Raw genomic sequence first — 14,986 nt, 5'->3', positions numbered from 1 at the left:
GATTCAGTGTACTCATCGAGATTGGCGAGAGCAAGGCGGGCGGTATACTGGTTTTCCCGGGAACGTGGCGCAACGCGGCGCCATGCCGACGGCGCGCGCAACCGGCGTGCGCCGCCTACGTCATCGACTCATTCATGGAAAAAACGAATCCCGCCGACCTGCCGGCTTTCCCGATCGACCTGTACGACGAACCCGGGCACCTGATCCGGCGCGCGCACCAGATCGCGGTCGCGATGTTCTACGAGAAGCTGGGCCGGGACGTGACGCCCGTGCAGTACGCGGTGCTGCGGATGATCTACGAGAATCCGGGGCTCGACCAGGTGACGCTCGCGCAGCGCGTGGCGCTCGACACGTCGACCACCGCCGATCTCGCGGTGCGGCTCGAAGCGAAAGGATTGATCGTCCGCGAAGTGCTGCCGCGGCGTCAGCGGCGCCTGCTGTTGACGCCGGCGGGCGTCGAGCTGCTCACGCATCTGATTCCGTCGGTGCAGGAACTGCGCGCCGGCCTGTTCGACGGGATGGGCGACGACGATTCGCGGGAACTGATGCGCCTGTTGCGCAAGTTCGTCCATTTGAACAACGAGCAGAGTCGCGCGCCGCTGCGGGTGAGCGAGGATTCGTAGCGGCGCCGGGCCGTCGGCAGCGAAAGCCGCGGCGGGGCGGCAGCTTCCGTGCTGGCCGACGGCGTCACGCGCGTGACGCTTGCCCTTCCAGCCGCCGCACGGCTTCGGCCACTTCGTTCCTGAAGCGCACGAGCGCCGCCTGTTCCGGCGCCGGCGGCTGTACGGCGGCCCACAGCATGTCGATCAATTGCGTGGCCGTCGTTTCCGTATCGAGCTTGCGGTGCCCGAGGATCGCGTCCCACAGCACGTGCTCGATCGGCCCGAACACCATCGAGCGGAGCAGGCTCAGCGGCAGGTCCGCGCGAACCTGCCCGGCCGCCTGGCCGCGCGCGAGCACGTCCATCAGCGGCGCCGTGTAGCGGCGCTGCAGCGCGGTGAGCTCGTCGCTCAGCGCATGCTGCTTCGCGCGGCCTTCCGACAGCACCAGCGCGCACAATCCCGTGCCGTTCACGAGCATCAGCCGCAGGTGCGTGCGCACGATGAACGCGAACTGCTGCTGCACCGACGCGTCGCGCGGCATCCCGTGTTCGAACGCGGCGATGATTTCGTCGTACCAGTCGGCGATCACACGCGCGCACAGCTCGCGCTTGCCGCGGAAATAGCTGAACACCGTCGCCTCCGACACGCCCACGCGCTGCGCGATCTCGGCGGCCGTCGCATGCTCGTAACCTTTTTCGGCAAACACTTCCCGGCCGGCGCGCAGAATGTCCTGCACGCGCTGCTGGGATTTGCGGCCGGCGGGTGCGCGCGGCGTGTCGGCGCGGTCGGCTTTGGCGGTGGCGGTCATGGTGTCGGCGGGAGCGGCTGTCATGCTCGCATGATAGCTGAGTATCACTCAGAAAACTATTGACGCCGAACCCGGCGAGGCGCGAAACTGTGCAAAATTTCCGCTGTATTGGTCAATGAATCGGCGTATTCATTCGATGTGAGCAAAACTCAGAAATCGGTGAGTGCGGCACACTTTCTGGAGACGGAGGAGACATGATCAACCTGCCCGGCGTGCAATTCATGCTCGGTGAAGACATCGAGATGCTGCGCGACGCCGTCGCGACGTTTGCGGCGAAGGAAATCGCGCCGCGCGCGGCGGAGGTCGACCGCACCGACCAGTTCCCGATGGATCTGTGGAAGAAGTTCGGCGATCTCGGCGTGCTCGGCATGACCGTCTCCGAGGAATACGGCGGCGCGAACATGGGCTACACCGCGCACATGGTCGCGATGGAGGAGATCTCGCGCGCGTCGGCGTCGATCGGCCTGTCGTACGGCGCGCATTCGAACCTGTGCGTGAACCAGATCCACCGCAACGGCACCGACGCGCAAAAACGGAAGTACCTGCCGAAGCTCGTGTCGGGCGAACACGTCGGCGCGCTCGCGATGAGCGAGCCGAATGCCGGCTCCGACGTCGTCAGCATGAAGCTGCGCGCGGACAAGCGCGGCGACCGCTACGTGCTCAACGGCACGAAGATGTGGATCACCAACGGCCCCGATTGCGACACGCTCGTCGTCTACGCGAAGACGGACGTCGACGCCGGCCCGCGCGGCATCACCGCATTCATCGTCGAGAAGGGGATGAAGGGCTTCTCGGTCGCGCAGAAGCTCGACAAGCTCGGCATGCGCGGGTCGCACACGGGCGAGCTGGTGTTTCAGGACGTCGAAGTGCCGGAAGAGAACATCCTCGGCCAGCTCAACGGCGGCGTGAAGGTGCTGATGAGCGGCCTCGACTACGAGCGCGCGGTGTTGTCGGGCGGCCCGACGGGCATCATGGCCGCGTGTCTCGATGCGGTGGTGCCGTATATCCACGACCGCAAGCAGTTCGGCCAGTCGATTGGCGAATTCCAGCTGATCCAGGGCAAGGTCGCCGACATGTACACCACGTTCCAGGCATGCCGCGCGTATCTGTACGCAGTGGGCCGCCATCTCGACTCGGCGGGCAGCGACCACATTCGCCAGGTGCGCAAGGACTGCGCGGGCGTGATCCTCTATACGGCCGAGAAGGCGACGTGGATGGCCGGCGAGGCGATCCAGATCCTCGGCGGCAACGGCTACATCAACGAATACCCGGTCGGGCGCCTGTGGCGCGATGCGAAGCTGTACGAGATCGGCGCCGGCACGAGCGAGATCCGCCGGATGCTGATCGGCCGCGAGCTGTTCGCGGAAACGATGTAACGCCCACGTCACGCGAACGGAGCCCTTCGATGCCGATCATCGAATCGAAACTGAACCCGCGTTCGGAAGACTTCCGCGCGAATGCCGCGGCGCTCGAGGCGGTCGTCGCCGACCTGCGCGCGAAGATCGAACAGCTCGCGCAGGGCGGCGGCCAGGCCGCGCGCGACAAGCACCTGGCGCGCGGCAAGCTGCTGCCGCGCGAGCGCATCGCGCAACTGCTCGATCCGGGCGCGCCGTTTCTCGAGCTGTCGCAGCTCGCCGCGAACGGCATGTACAACGACGACGCGCCGGGCGCGGGCGTCATCACCGGGATCGGCCGCATCGCCGGCCGCGAATGCGTGATCGTGTGCAACGACGCGACGGTCAAGGGCGGCACCTACTATCCGATCACGGTGAAGAAGCACGTGCGCGCGCAGGAAATCGCCGCGGAAAACCGGCTGCCGTGCGTGTATCTCGTCGATTCGGGCGGCGCGAACCTGCCGAACCAGGACGACGTGTTTCCCGATCGCGATCACTTCGGCCGCATCTTCTTCAACCAGGCGACGATGTCGGCCGCGGGGATCGCGCAGATCGCGGTCGTGATGGGCTCGTGCACGGCCGGCGGCGCGTACGTGCCGGCGATGAGCGACGAGTCGATCATCGTGAAGGACCAGGGCACGATTTTCCTCGGCGGGCCGCCGCTCGTGAAGGCCGCGACCGGCGAGGAAGTGAGCGCGGAGGATCTGGGCGGCGGCGACGTGCACACGCGCCTGTCGGGCGTGGCCGATCATCTCGCGCAGAACGATGCGCATGCGCTGTCGATCGCGCGCAACATCGTCGGCCATCTCGCACCGAAGATCGCGCCGCCGCTCGCGCTGCGCGAGCCGAAGCCGCCGCGCTACGATGCGAAGAGCCTGTACGGCGTGATTCCGGTCGACACGCGCAAGCCGTTCGACGTGCGCGAGGTGATCGCACGCATCGTCGACGATTCGGAGTTCGACGAATTCAAGGCGCGCTTCGGCACGACGCTCGTGACGGGCTTCGCGCACATCTGGGGCCATCCGGTCGGGATCGTCGCGAACAACGGCATCCTGTTTTCCGAATCGGCCGTGAAGGGCGCGCATTTCATCGAGCTGTGCTGCCAGCGCAAGATTCCGCTCGTGTTCCTGCAGAACATCACGGGCTTCATGGTCGGGCGCAAGTACGAGAACGAAGGCATCGCGCGGCATGGCGCGAAGATGGTGACGGCCGTGTCGAATGCGAAGGTGCCGAAATTCACGGTGATCATCGGCGGCTCGTTCGGCGCCGGCAACTACGGGATGTGCGGCCGCGCGTTCGGCCCGCGCTTCCTGTGGATGTGGCCGAACGCCCGCATCTCGGTGATGGGCGGCGAACAGGCCGCGTCGGTGCTCGCGACCGTGCGTCGCGACGGCATCGAAGCGAAGGGCGGGTCGTGGTCGGCCGAGGAAGAGGACGCGTTCAAGCAGCCGATTCGCGACCAGTACGAGCGCCAGGGCCATCCGTATTATGCGAGCGCGCGGCTGTGGGACGACGGCGTGATCGATCCCGCGCAGACGCGCGACGTGCTCGGGCTCGGCCTTGCCGCGTCGATGAACGCGCCGATCGACGACACGCGCTTCGGCGTGTTCCGCATGTAACGCCCGGGAGGACAGACCGATGCGATACGAAACGATCAAGGTAAGCGAAGCCGGCCGCGTGGCGACCGTCACGCTCGCGCGGCCCGACGTGCGCAATGCGTTCAACGAGACGACGATCGCCGAGCTGACCACCGCGTTCGAATGGCTCGACGCGCACCAAGGCGTGCGCGCGATCGTGCTCGCCGCGGAAGGGGCGGCATTCTGCGCGGGCGCGGATCTGAACTGGATGAAGAAGATGGCCGGTTACTCGGACGACGAGAACCGTGCCGACGGGCGCAAGCTCGCGCGGATGCTCGAGGCGATTTATCGCTGCGGCAAGCCGGTGATCGCGCGCGTGCATGGCGACGCGTATGCGGGCGGCGTGGGCCTCGTCGCGGCGGCCGACATCGCGATCGCCGCCGACGGCGTGAAGTTCTGCCTGTCGGAAGCGCGGCTCGGGCTGATTCCCGCGACGATCGCGCCGTACGTCGTGCGTGCGATGGGCGAGCGCGCGGCGCGCCGCTATTTCACGACGGCCGAGGTGTTCGACAGCACGCGTGCCGCGTCGCTCGGCTTCATTCACGATGCGGTGCCGGCCGACGCGCTCGACGAAACGATCGCGAAGCTGGCCGCGACGCTCGTCGCGAACGGCCCCGACGCGGTGACGGCGTGCAAGCGGCTCGTCGCCGACGTGGCCGGCCGCGCGCTCGACGCGACGCTGATCGAGCAGACCGCCGACTGGATCGCGCAGACCCGCGCCGGCGCGGAAGCGCGCGAAGGGATCGCGTCCTTCCTCGACAAGCGCACGCCGTCGTGGCGTGAATGATCGCGTGACCCCAACCTTCCGGACGACATCGAAGCCATGTTCGACAAGATTCTGATCGCCAACCGCGGCGAAATCGCGTGCCGCGTCGCCGCGACGTGCAAACGTCTCGGGATCGCGAGCGTCGCCGTCTATTCCGACGCGGACGCGAACGCGAAACACGTGGCCGCATGCGACGAGGCCGTGCACATCGGCGGCTCGGCCGCGGCAGACAGCTACCTGCGCATCGAGCGCATCATCGAAGCCGCGCGCGCGACCGGCGCACAGGCGATTCATCCCGGCTACGGATTTCTGTCGGAGAACGAAGATTTTGCGCATGCATGCGAAGCGGCCGGCATCGTGTTCATCGGACCGCCGGTCGACGCCATCGCGGCGATGGGATCGAAGGCGGCCGCCAAGGCGCTGATGCACGCGGCCGCCGTGCCGCTCGTGCCCGGCTATCACGGCGACGACCAGGACGCGGCCAGGCTGCATCGCGAAGCCGACGGGATCGGCTATCCGGTGCTGCTGAAAGCGAGCGCGGGCGGCGGCGGCAAGGGGATGCGCGTGGTCGAGCGCTCCGACGATTTCCCGGCGGCGCTCGCGTCGTGCCAGCGCGAGGCCGCGAGCAGCTTCGGCAACGATCGCGTGCTGATCGAGAAATACCTGACGCGTCCGCGCCACGTCGAAGTGCAGGTGTTCGGCGACACGCACGGCAATACCGTGTACCTGTTCGACCGCGACTGCTCGGTGCAGCGCCGTCACCAGAAGGTGCTCGAGGAAGCGCCGGCGCCGGGGCTGCACGACGACGTGCGCCAGGCAATGGGCGAAGCGGCCGTCGCGGCCGCGCGCGCGGTCGGCTATGTCGGCGCGGGCACCGTCGAGTTCATCATGACGGGCGACGCGTTCTACTTCATGGAGATGAACACGCGTCTGCAGGTCGAGCATCCGGTCACCGAGATGGTCACGGGGCTCGATCTCGTCGAATGGCAATTGCGCGTCGCGGCGGGCGAGCCGCTGCCGCTGAAGCAGGACGCGCTGCGCGTACGGGGCCATGCGCTCGAGGCACGCCTTTACGCGGAGAACCCCGCGCGCGGCTTCCTGCCGTCGACGGGCACGTTGAAGCACCTGCGGCTGCCGGACGGCGTCGAGTTCGACATCGGTGCGGCGGTGCGCATCGACAGCGGCGTGCGCGAAGGCGATGCGATCACGCCGTTCTACGATCCGATGATCGCGAAGCTGATCGTCCACGGTGCGGACCGCGCGGAAGCGCTGGGCCTGATGCTGCGTGCGCTGCGCGCGTGCGAAGTGGTCGGCCTGCATACGAACGCCGCGTTCCTGCAGCGGATCGTCGCGTGCGAGCCGTTCGCGACGGCCGATCTCGACACGGGCCTGATCGAACGCAATCACGATGCGCTGTTCGCGCCGCAACAGCCGCCGCGCGCGGCGCTCGCACTCGCCTGCGCGGCGCTGCTTGCCCGCGAACGCGGGGCAACGCAGACCGCCTCGCCGTGGAGCGCGCTGCCGGACTGGCGGCTGAACGGCGGCTATCGCCGCACGCTCGAATGGCATGCGGCCGATCGCGAAGCGGACGTGACGGTGACGTACGAGGACGACGGCGACGGCACGCGCATCGCGATCGGCGACGCGGCCGCGCAACCGTTCGCATGGACGCGCGGCGCCACGCCGCTCGATTTCGACGTGACGCTCGGCGGCGTGCGCGGCAGCGGCCGCGTCCATGCGGACGGCGACACGTTCCACGTGTTCACGCAAGGTGCGGCCGAAACGTTCGAATGGCGCAACCTGCTCGCGCATGCGGGCGACGCGGAGCAGGGCGGCGGCCGCCTGACCGCGCCGATGCCCGGCAAGGTGATCGCGGTGCTGGTCGAGCCGGGCCAGCAGGTCGAAGCCGGCACGCCGCTGATCGTGATGGAAGCGATGAAGATGGAACACACGATCGGCGCGCCGCGCGCGGGCGTCGTCGCGGAAGTGCTGTACGGCGTCGGCGACCAGGTCGCGGACGGTGCGCAGTTGCTGATGATGGCGGAAGGCTGAGCGGCCTTGCCACCCTACACGGGCCGGCCGCCGCTGCCGCGGCCGGCCCGCAGGAAAGCACTTCGTCATCCGCCGTCGTCGCGACAGCGCGGCGTCGGTATCGAGGACGCACGAAGCAGTACGCGCGATTCGCGCAAATCTTTCGAAATACTTACGAACTCCACCGTTCCCGCCACGTCCCCGCGTGCCGCGCGCTGCGTGCCCCCCGATCTTCCCGCCGCTCGACACCGTCGTGTAACAAGTCGAACATAGCATCTCGGCGTCGATATGACCGGCGCGGCGTTCGCGCCTGCGTCGCGTCGTCATCCTCACGGAGAACCGTTATGCGAACGTCGGCCCTACGGCCTTTCGCGGTCGCCGGCCTGATCGCGCTGACCGCGCTGCTCGGCGCCTGCAACGACGACCTGACCGCACCCGCCGCGCCCGTCGCGCAGCAGAAGGCCGCGTGCGGCGGCGCCGTGGTCGCCACCGCACAGATGCGCTGCCCGCCGGGTTTCACCGCACCGGCTTCGTCGCCCGCTTCCTGATACCGGCCGTTCCCTCCAGAAAACCCATCAAGAGCAACCAGCATGGCCATCCATTCGCGACGCGATTTTCTGAAGTTCTCGGCCGGCCTCGCCGGCGCGACCGCCGCCACTGCACTGCTGCCGGAATCGATCCGCAAGGCGCTGGCGATCGAGCCGAACACCGTCACGGGCACGATCCAGGATGTGCAGCACATCGTCGTGTTCATGCAGGAGAATCGGTCGTTCGACCATTACCTCGGTCACCTGAGCGGCGTGCGCGGCTACAACGACCGTTTTCCGGTGACGCTGCCGAACGGCAAGCCGGTGTGGTTCCAGCCGCGCCAGGAAGACAAGTCGAGCGTGATCGCACCGTTTCGCTACGACACGACCAATCCGGGCGTCAACGCGCAATGTATCGGCGGCCTGCCGCACACGTGGGCGACGACGCACGGCGCGATCGACAACGGCCGTGCGGACCAGTGGGCCGTGCAGAAGTCGAACATGACGATGGGCTATCACGTTCGCGACGACATCCCGTTCCACTACGCGCTCGCGGATGCGTTCACGGTGTGCGACCACTACTTCTGCTCGATCCCGGGCAACACGCACCCGAACCGCATGTACCTGATGACGGGCATGGTCGATCCGCTCGGCACGGGCGGCGGCCCGTTGCTCGACAACACCGACTACATCGACAACCAGTTCGACAAGGTCCAGCTGCCGCCCTTCAACTGGACGACCTACCCGGAACGGCTCGAAAAGGCCGGCATCTCGTGGCAGATCTATCAGCAGGGCACCGGGTTCGACAACTTCACCGGCAACTACGGCACCAACATGCTGGCGTGCTTCAGCAACTTCGTGAACGCGCCGGCCGGGTCGTCGCTGCAGACGCGCGGGATGAGCACGCGTCCGATCACGCAGTTGAAGGCCGACGTGCAGGCGAATGCGCTGCCGCAGGTGTCGTGGCTGCTGCCGCCCGCCGCGTATTCGGAGCATCCGAAATTCACGCCGCTGTATGGCGCGTACTACCTGTCGACGATCCTCGATGCGCTGACGTCCAATCCGGACGTGTGGAGCAAGACGGTCCTGCTGATCATGTACGACGAGAACGACGGCTTCTTCGACCATGTCGTGCCGCCGTCGGCGCCGACGCTGCCGGGCTCCGGCATGAGCACCGTCGACGTGTCGCTCGAGCGGCACAACGTCGTGACGTCGACGCAAGCCGGCACTTATACGGCCGACAACCTGCCGTACGGCCTCGGCCCGCGCGTGCCGATGTTCGTCGTGTCGCCGTGGTCGAAGGGCGGCTTCGTGTGCTCGCAGGTGTTCGATCACACATCGGTGCTGCAATTCATCGAGAAGCGCTTCGGCGTGATCGAAACCAACATCTCGCCGTGGCGTCGCGCGATCTGCGGCGATCTGACGTCGGCGCTCGATTTCTCGAAATCGGACGCGACGCTGCCGACCCTGCCGAGCACGCAGGCCTATGTCGCGCAGGCCGACCTGCAGTGCTCGCGCGCATCGTCGCAGACCGCGCCGGCCAGCACCGCGCAGCAGGTCGTGACCGCGCAGGAACCGGGCACGCGGCCGGCGCGTGCGCTGCCGTACGAATTGCACGTCACCGGCCAGTTGCAGGCGCAAGGCTACGCGCTGACGTTCGCGAATACCGGCACGCAGGGCGCGCACTTCTGGGTCTATACGGGAGACCCCACCGCGATGCCGCGCCGCTATACGGTCGAAGCCGGCAAGCAACTGACCGATACGTGGGCGCTCGATGCGAACGGCAACTATCTGGTGAGCGTGTGGGGGCCGAACGGTTATTTCCGGCGCTTCGCGGGGTCGGCGGCCGCCGATGCGGCGGCCAAGCCTGAAATCACGCCGTGCTACGACACCGCGAACGGCGACGTTTACGTGACGATCGCCAATGCCGGCACCGGCCCGCTGACGGTCACTGCGACCGATGTCGCCTATGGCGGCGCGGCGCGCACGCTGACGGTTCCGGCGGGCCAGCGCATCGAAGCGCACTGGGACCTGTCGTGCAGCAGCCACTGGTACGACCTGCAGTTCGCGGTGGCGGGCAATACCGGCTGGATGCGCCGCATCGCGGGGCACGTCGAGACCGGCAAGCCGAGCATCACCGACCCTGCGGCCGTCGCGCCGACGATCACGGCGATCTGACGACGGCAACCGATGCGACGACGCGCCGGCCGGATTCAACCGGCCGGCGCCTCGGGTCTGCCGATCGAGGAGGTTGCGGCGGCGTCAGGGCAGCAGCCCGTCGTCGTGCGCCATCATCAGCGCCCGCATCGCGGACCACATGCCGTAGTAATGCACGATGTAGCTGTCCGCACGGCGAAACAGCCAGGGCGTATTGAGGCTGACGAGATCGGCCACGCCTTCGTGCTGCAATCGTCCGTCGCGCTCCATCGCGCGAATGAAATGCAACTGGTCGCCATCGCTCGCATAGACGCTCGAGCGGTCGTGCAGCGCGGCGATCGTCGTCATCAGGTCGCGCAGCATCGCGTCGTTGCGTTCGGTGCGGCGGAACGCCATCACGCCCGAATTGAACGTCCACTGGCCGAGATCCTGCGCGAGCAGCCAGTCGCGCCCTTCGAGCAGCGGTTCCAGCGGTTGCTGCCGGTTCGCGATCAGCACGTCGGCATCGAGCCACACGACCCATTCGTGATGCTGCAGATAGGCGTGCAGCAGCCACGGCTTGAACCAGTTGCCCGTGGCGTTCAGCCCGATCTCGGCCGGAATGTCGCGATGCACGTGGAGCGTGTAGCCGTGCGCGTCGCAGTAGCGACGGAAATTCCGTTCGGCCACGCGTGCATAGCTGCCGATGTTCGGCGTGTACAGCATCGTCAAAGCAATCGGGCGGCCGGGGTTGTACGTGCTGCGCTCGGCGGCCTCGTCGGGCGCAGCGGCGTCGTGATCGAACGCGAACATCGGCCGGCCGGCGGCGCGGCAGCGATCGACGTACGCGACGAGCGTGTCGCGAAAGCGCGGCGTCGCGCCTTTCCGTTCGGGATCGTGCGGCGTGTCGTCGATGCTGATCGCGAACGTCGGTTCGCGGCTCCACATCGGATCGAGGTCGGGGCCGGACGGCATGACCGCGTACAGCCCGTCGATCGGCGTCATGTAGCGATGCGTATCGAGATCCGCGAAGAGCGCGGCTTCCGACGTCAGCCTCGGCTCGCTGCCGAGCTTGCAGCGCTGCACGAGCCGCATCGCGATCGCGCGCACGTCCGGCGTGTTGCGCCAGATCTGCACGTCGACCTGCGGCAGCGGCGATGCGAACGCGTCGACGAGCAGCATGTCGCGTCCGGCCATCAGGCGATCGAGCGCGACGGGTTCGATGATCGCCGCGTCTTCGCTCAGCAGCAGCACGAGTTCGCCGGGTCGCGCGCCGCGCAGCACGTGGAGCAGCGACTCGTAGCGATGCAGCGGCCGCAATGGCAGCGCTTGCGGCATGCCGGATGCGTCGACGATCTCGTGACGATAGCCATGCGTCTGCGCGTACCAGCGGTGGTTGTCGAGGCTCGCGGGCGCGTGCTGGCTGAAATGACTGAGGACGATCATCGCGCGTTCCGAACGCGGGGAGGCGCGCACACGCACCGCGCGGCGTTCTTCGGCTCGGCGCCCCATCCCGATACGCCTTTCTGCGAGCGTCGCCCCGGTTCGTCATGGACGGCCTGGAAGCCTTGCGCGGCATCGTATTCCATTCTGTGTGCCTCGGTTTTGATCGTGGTGCGGCGAGGTAGCGTGCTGCCCGTTCGAATGTCCCGGGAAAACCGGCCACCGGGCGGCACGAGTATCGCATAACGGTCGGACGGATTGGCCCGGCCGGGCCGCGCGCTGACCATCCCTGACAGTGTGCGGCCGGCTGCCTCCGCTAAAATGCCGGGTTGCCGCCGCTTGACGCGGGCGGCGCTTCGCGCGCTACACTGCGCCATGCCATTCCCGTTCAACCTTCCATCCCGCCGACGATGACGTCTCCTGTCCTGACCGGCCTGCGCATCGGTATCACGATCGGATTGCGTGCCCCCGACGAAAGCCTGTGGATCAACGGCATCAAGCAGAACGCGCTGTTCCTCGCGAAGCTGCTGATGGCGTCGCCGCACGGCTACCGCGTGACGCTGGTCAACACGACCGACGTGCCGCTCACCGACGCGCTGCCGTGGGATCGCAACGTGTACGACACGCGCGCGTTCGCGGACATGAAGGATGCGCTCGACGTGGTGATCGAGCTGGGCGGGCAGATCAACGGCGAGCAGACGGCTTATCTGAAAGCGCGCGGCGTGAAGCTGGTCAGCTATTGCTGCGGCGTCGAGTACATCAACGTGATGGAGTCGATCCTGTTCGGCCGTCGGCTGTGGGATTCGCTGTTCATCAACCGCGGCTACGACGAGGTATGGGCGATTCCGCAGATCGCGCCGTCGTCGCTGCCGTTCCTGCAGTCGCTGCGTCGCTGCCCGGGGCGCGTCGTGCCGTTCGTGTGGGATCCGATGTTCCTGACCGAACGCGCGCAGTCGCTGCCCGAGCGCGGCGAATACCGGCCGCGCAGCGAGCCCGGCAAGCGGCTCACGGTGATGGAGCCGAACCACGACGTCGTGAAGTTCTGCGTGTATCCGATGCTGATCATCGACGAAGCGTATCGGCGCGACCCCGACGCGATCTGCTTCGCGCACGTGACGAATGCCGATCGCCTCGCGCACGACAGCCCCGAGTTCGTGATGCTGATGAATTACCTGGACATCGTGCGCGCGGGCAAGGCGAGCTTCGTCGGGCGCTTCGAAACGCCGCTGTTCCTGGCCGACCTGACCGATATCGTCGTGTCGCACCAATGGTCGAACCCGCTGAACTATTTCTATTTCGACGTGTGCTGGCAGGGTTATCCGCTCGTGCACAACGCGAGCCTCGCGCCCGATCTCGGCTACTACTATCCGGACAACGACGTGCAGCAGGGCGCCGATGCGCTGCTGCGCGCGCTGCATACGCACGACGACGACTGGCAAGCGTATACGCGGCGCCAGCGCGAGATCCTCGGCCGTTACACGTCGGCGAATCCGGCGCTCGTCGCCGAGTATGACGCGCTGCTCGCGAACCTGATCGGCGCGCCGGCCGCCTAGCGCCGAGTATCCGCGGCGCACGTTCGTTGCGCCGCCGTCCGCCGTCGGGTTTGTCCCGCCCTCATGTCTGACGAAATCGTGCCGTTAAAAAAAGAAACCGCCGAACCCAATGGATTCGACGGTTTTCGAAGGCACGAAATTGACGGCTCCGAGGGAAGTCCGTCGAAAACAAGTTTATAGGTTAACAAGTCGGAAGGATTGTTAAATATGTTTCAATCGATAATCTTCATATAATTGAAGTTGGTATTATTGGTTAAACGGGGATTGATTCCGTTTGGAATCTTGATAATGTCGTTTGAAACGTGAAAATTGAACGCTGCGATGATCGAATGACGCGCGGCGGCGGGTTTCGCGTGAGAGATGGCATGTGCGGAGACGGATGTTTCGACCTGCGTATCGAGCACGGGCGGCACTTCATGACGCGGTATTTATCTGAACAATCGATGGCGTCCCGATTCGTGGGACGAGTAAGTCCGGAAAAGGCGATTCTGATAAAACCGGCAGAATGAAAAAGATAAACGATTCGTTTTTTTGGGGTCTTGTAATTCCCGTTGTGTAACCTGTCGCACTGTCGGTATCGTGCGCGCGTGGTGTATTTAAAGTAACCGAATAGCGTAAAAAATATCGAATTTGACGGCGCCGAAGCGAACAGTACGCTCCCCGGAAAAAATCGACATACAGGATGGGCCGGGTGGGCGGCGGAGCGCGTCGAGGTCGGCTCGTTCCGCCTATGTGTTGAGGTCGAGCCGCGATCGGCGGCTCGCCATTAGCCGGAGCGCCGGATGAATGCGGTCGAAGCTCGCCAGGAGGCGAATCGGAAAGCGAATCGCAACGAAATCGATCTCGTGTTCGGGGCACCCGACGATCACCCCGATCTTGCGTCGGTGCGCAGTTTCGTCGAAAGCCGGCTCGGATTCGCGCGCGAGCCCGTGTGCCGCGCCGACCTGTCGGGCGGCGTGCTGTACGAGGAATGCCTGGCGCGGCTGCGGTGGGGTGAGCGCGATGCGCTGCCGCCGCTCGCGTTTCTGCCGCGCCTCGAAGCGCTCGGGCTGATGCGCTGGTTCGACTGGCTGGTGGTCGGCCGCACGATCGATGCGCTGCGCGCCGATCCGGGCGCCGTGTACGGTTGCAACGTCGCGGCGGCAAGCGCGGTCGTGGACGACGCGTGGCTGGCGATTTTCAGGCGGCTCGAGCGCGAGCCGTCGGTGGCGGCGCGGCTGGTGGTCGAGATCACGGAGACGGGGCCGCTGAACCCGGTCGCCGGCCGGTCGTTCGTGTCCCGCTTCCAGCGGGCCGGGTGCCGGATCGCGATCGACGATTTCGGCGTCGGTTTCAGCGCATTGAACAATCTGGTGGTCGGCAATCCCGACATCGTGAAGCTCGACCGCTCGATCCTGTCGCTGATCAAGCGCAACGCGATCGGCCGCTACCAGTTCCGCCGGCTGATCGCGTTTGCGCATGAAGGTGCGCGGCACGTCGTCGTCGAAGGCGTGGAAAGCGAGACCGACCGACAGATCATCGTGGATGCCGGCGTCACGTGGGCGCAGGGCATCCGGTTTTCGTGGCGATCGCCGGCCGCCGCATGACCGCGGGAGCGGGCGGGGCGGCGCGCGGGGTGTGCGTCGGGAGCAGGGGCGCGGAGCGGGACGAATCGCAAAGGGGCGTGGGCATGGCGGGAACGAAAGCCGGAGGCGGAACGGGCACGCAGGCGGCCGATGCGCGCGACCTGGTCGCGATCGCCGAACTGGTCGACATGCTGGGGCAACTCGGCGCCGAAGCGACCGATGCGCCGATCGACGTCGCGTCCTGTCTCAATGGCCTGACGATCGTCGCGCGCCGTATTCAGCGGATGAGCCCGCTCGACGCGGGCGGCCGCGAACTCGCGGCGCGGCACTATTACGCGGGGGTCATCGCCGGCGCGTGCGGCGACGAGTCGGCGATCGCGCGCGGCGTATCCGACAGCCTCGTCAGGCAATCGGGCGGGGCAGGCCGGTCGGCCACCCGTTGTTTCGCGGTGCTCGCGCGCATGGGGCGGCGGCATGGTCGCGCGTTCGCCGCGCAAAGCGGCGATCGGGTACTGGCGTAACGC

General features: G+C 66.7%; 13 protein-coding genes. 10 read left to right on the top strand and 3 right to left on the bottom strand.

Annotation, left to right across the window (positions count from 1 at the left end):
• Positions 1-134: 134 nt before the first annotated feature.
• Entirely contained in the window at positions 135-623 is a 489-nt protein-coding gene (locus WS54_RS10955) for a MarR family winged helix-turn-helix transcriptional regulator (RefSeq protein WP_059782857.1), read from the top strand.
• Between the two features lie 64 nt (positions 624-687).
• Here the strand turns inward: WS54_RS10955 and WS54_RS10950 are convergent, their stop codons facing one another.
• Positions 688-1,434: a TetR/AcrR family transcriptional regulator gene (locus tag WS54_RS10950; RefSeq protein WP_059782859.1), complete on the bottom strand. Its 747-nt coding sequence runs from the start codon at positions 1,432-1,434 to the stop codon at positions 688-690.
• A gap of 170 nt (positions 1,435-1,604) precedes the next feature.
• Here WS54_RS10950 and WS54_RS10945 point away from each other — a divergent pair, with 170 nt between their 5' ends.
• From WS54_RS10945 to WS54_RS10915, 6 genes are all read left to right on the top strand, one after another.
• On the top strand, positions 1,605-2,786 hold the full coding sequence (locus WS54_RS10945) for an isovaleryl-CoA dehydrogenase (protein WP_059782861.1): 1,182 nt from the start codon (positions 1,605-1,607) through the stop codon (positions 2,784-2,786).
• A 29-nt stretch (positions 2,787-2,815) separates the two neighbouring features.
• A complete protein-coding gene (locus WS54_RS10940; RefSeq protein ID WP_059782863.1) occupies positions 2,816-4,423 on the top strand; it encodes a carboxyl transferase domain-containing protein in 1,608 nt (535 codons plus the stop codon).
• A gap of 19 nt (positions 4,424-4,442) precedes the next feature.
• Positions 4,443-5,228 carry an enoyl-CoA hydratase/isomerase family protein gene (locus WS54_RS10935; protein WP_059782865.1) on the top strand — a complete coding sequence of 262 codons (786 nt, stop codon included), beginning with the start codon at positions 4,443-4,445 and terminating at the stop codon, positions 5,226-5,228.
• Positions 5,229-5,264: 36 nt separating this feature from the next.
• Positions 5,265-7,259 carry an acetyl/propionyl/methylcrotonyl-CoA carboxylase subunit alpha gene (locus WS54_RS10930; protein WP_059782867.1) on the top strand — a complete coding sequence of 665 codons (1,995 nt, stop codon included), beginning with the start codon at positions 5,265-5,267 and terminating at the stop codon, positions 7,257-7,259.
• 323 nt (positions 7,260-7,582) lie between these two features.
• A complete protein-coding gene (locus WS54_RS10920; protein ID WP_034204156.1) occupies positions 7,583-7,786 on the top strand; it encodes a hypothetical protein in 204 nt (67 codons plus the stop codon).
• A gap of 42 nt (positions 7,787-7,828) precedes the next feature.
• Positions 7,829-9,943 carry a phosphocholine-specific phospholipase C gene (locus WS54_RS10915; protein WP_059782869.1) on the top strand — a complete coding sequence of 705 codons (2,115 nt, stop codon included), beginning with the start codon at positions 7,829-7,831 and terminating at the stop codon, positions 9,941-9,943.
• Positions 9,944-10,027: 84 nt separating this feature from the next.
• Here the strand turns inward: WS54_RS10915 and WS54_RS10910 are convergent, their stop codons facing one another.
• Positions 10,028-11,347 (bottom strand): galactosyl transferase GMA12/MNN10 domain protein, encoded by a 1,320-nt coding sequence (locus tag WS54_RS10910; RefSeq protein WP_108041835.1) that lies wholly within the window; start codon positions 11,345-11,347, stop codon positions 10,028-10,030.
• A gap of 407 nt (positions 11,348-11,754) precedes the next feature.
• Here WS54_RS10910 and WS54_RS10900 point away from each other — a divergent pair, with 407 nt between their 5' ends.
• Entirely contained in the window at positions 11,755-12,897 is a 1,143-nt protein-coding gene (locus WS54_RS10900; RefSeq protein ID WP_059782874.1) for a DUF2827 domain-containing protein, read from the top strand.
• Between the two features lie 212 nt (positions 12,898-13,109).
• Here the strand turns inward: WS54_RS10900 and WS54_RS34245 are convergent, their stop codons facing one another.
• Positions 13,110-13,301 carry a hypothetical protein gene (locus WS54_RS34245; protein WP_236872715.1) on the bottom strand — a complete coding sequence of 64 codons (192 nt, stop codon included), beginning with the start codon at positions 13,299-13,301 and terminating at the stop codon, positions 13,110-13,112.
• A gap of 378 nt (positions 13,302-13,679) precedes the next feature.
• Between WS54_RS34245 and WS54_RS10890 the strand changes: the two genes are divergently transcribed.
• Together WS54_RS10890 and WS54_RS10885 are read left to right on the top strand one after the other, a co-directional pair.
• On the top strand, positions 13,680-14,483 hold the full coding sequence (locus WS54_RS10890; RefSeq protein ID WP_059782877.1) for an EAL domain-containing protein: 804 nt from the start codon (positions 13,680-13,682) through the stop codon (positions 14,481-14,483).
• An 83-nt stretch (positions 14,484-14,566) separates the two neighbouring features.
• Positions 14,567-14,983: a hypothetical protein gene (locus WS54_RS10885; RefSeq protein WP_059782879.1), complete on the top strand. Its 417-nt coding sequence runs from the start codon at positions 14,567-14,569 to the stop codon at positions 14,981-14,983.
• Positions 14,984-14,986 lie beyond the last annotated feature (3 nt).

It is taken from the genome of Burkholderia sp. NRF60-BP8 (assembly GCF_001522585.2).
GTDB lineage: Bacteria > Pseudomonadota > Gammaproteobacteria > Burkholderiales > Burkholderiaceae > Burkholderia.
The sequence above is the reverse complement of the archived record's forward strand: the minus strand, read 5'-3'. Positions and strand labels throughout refer to the sequence as shown.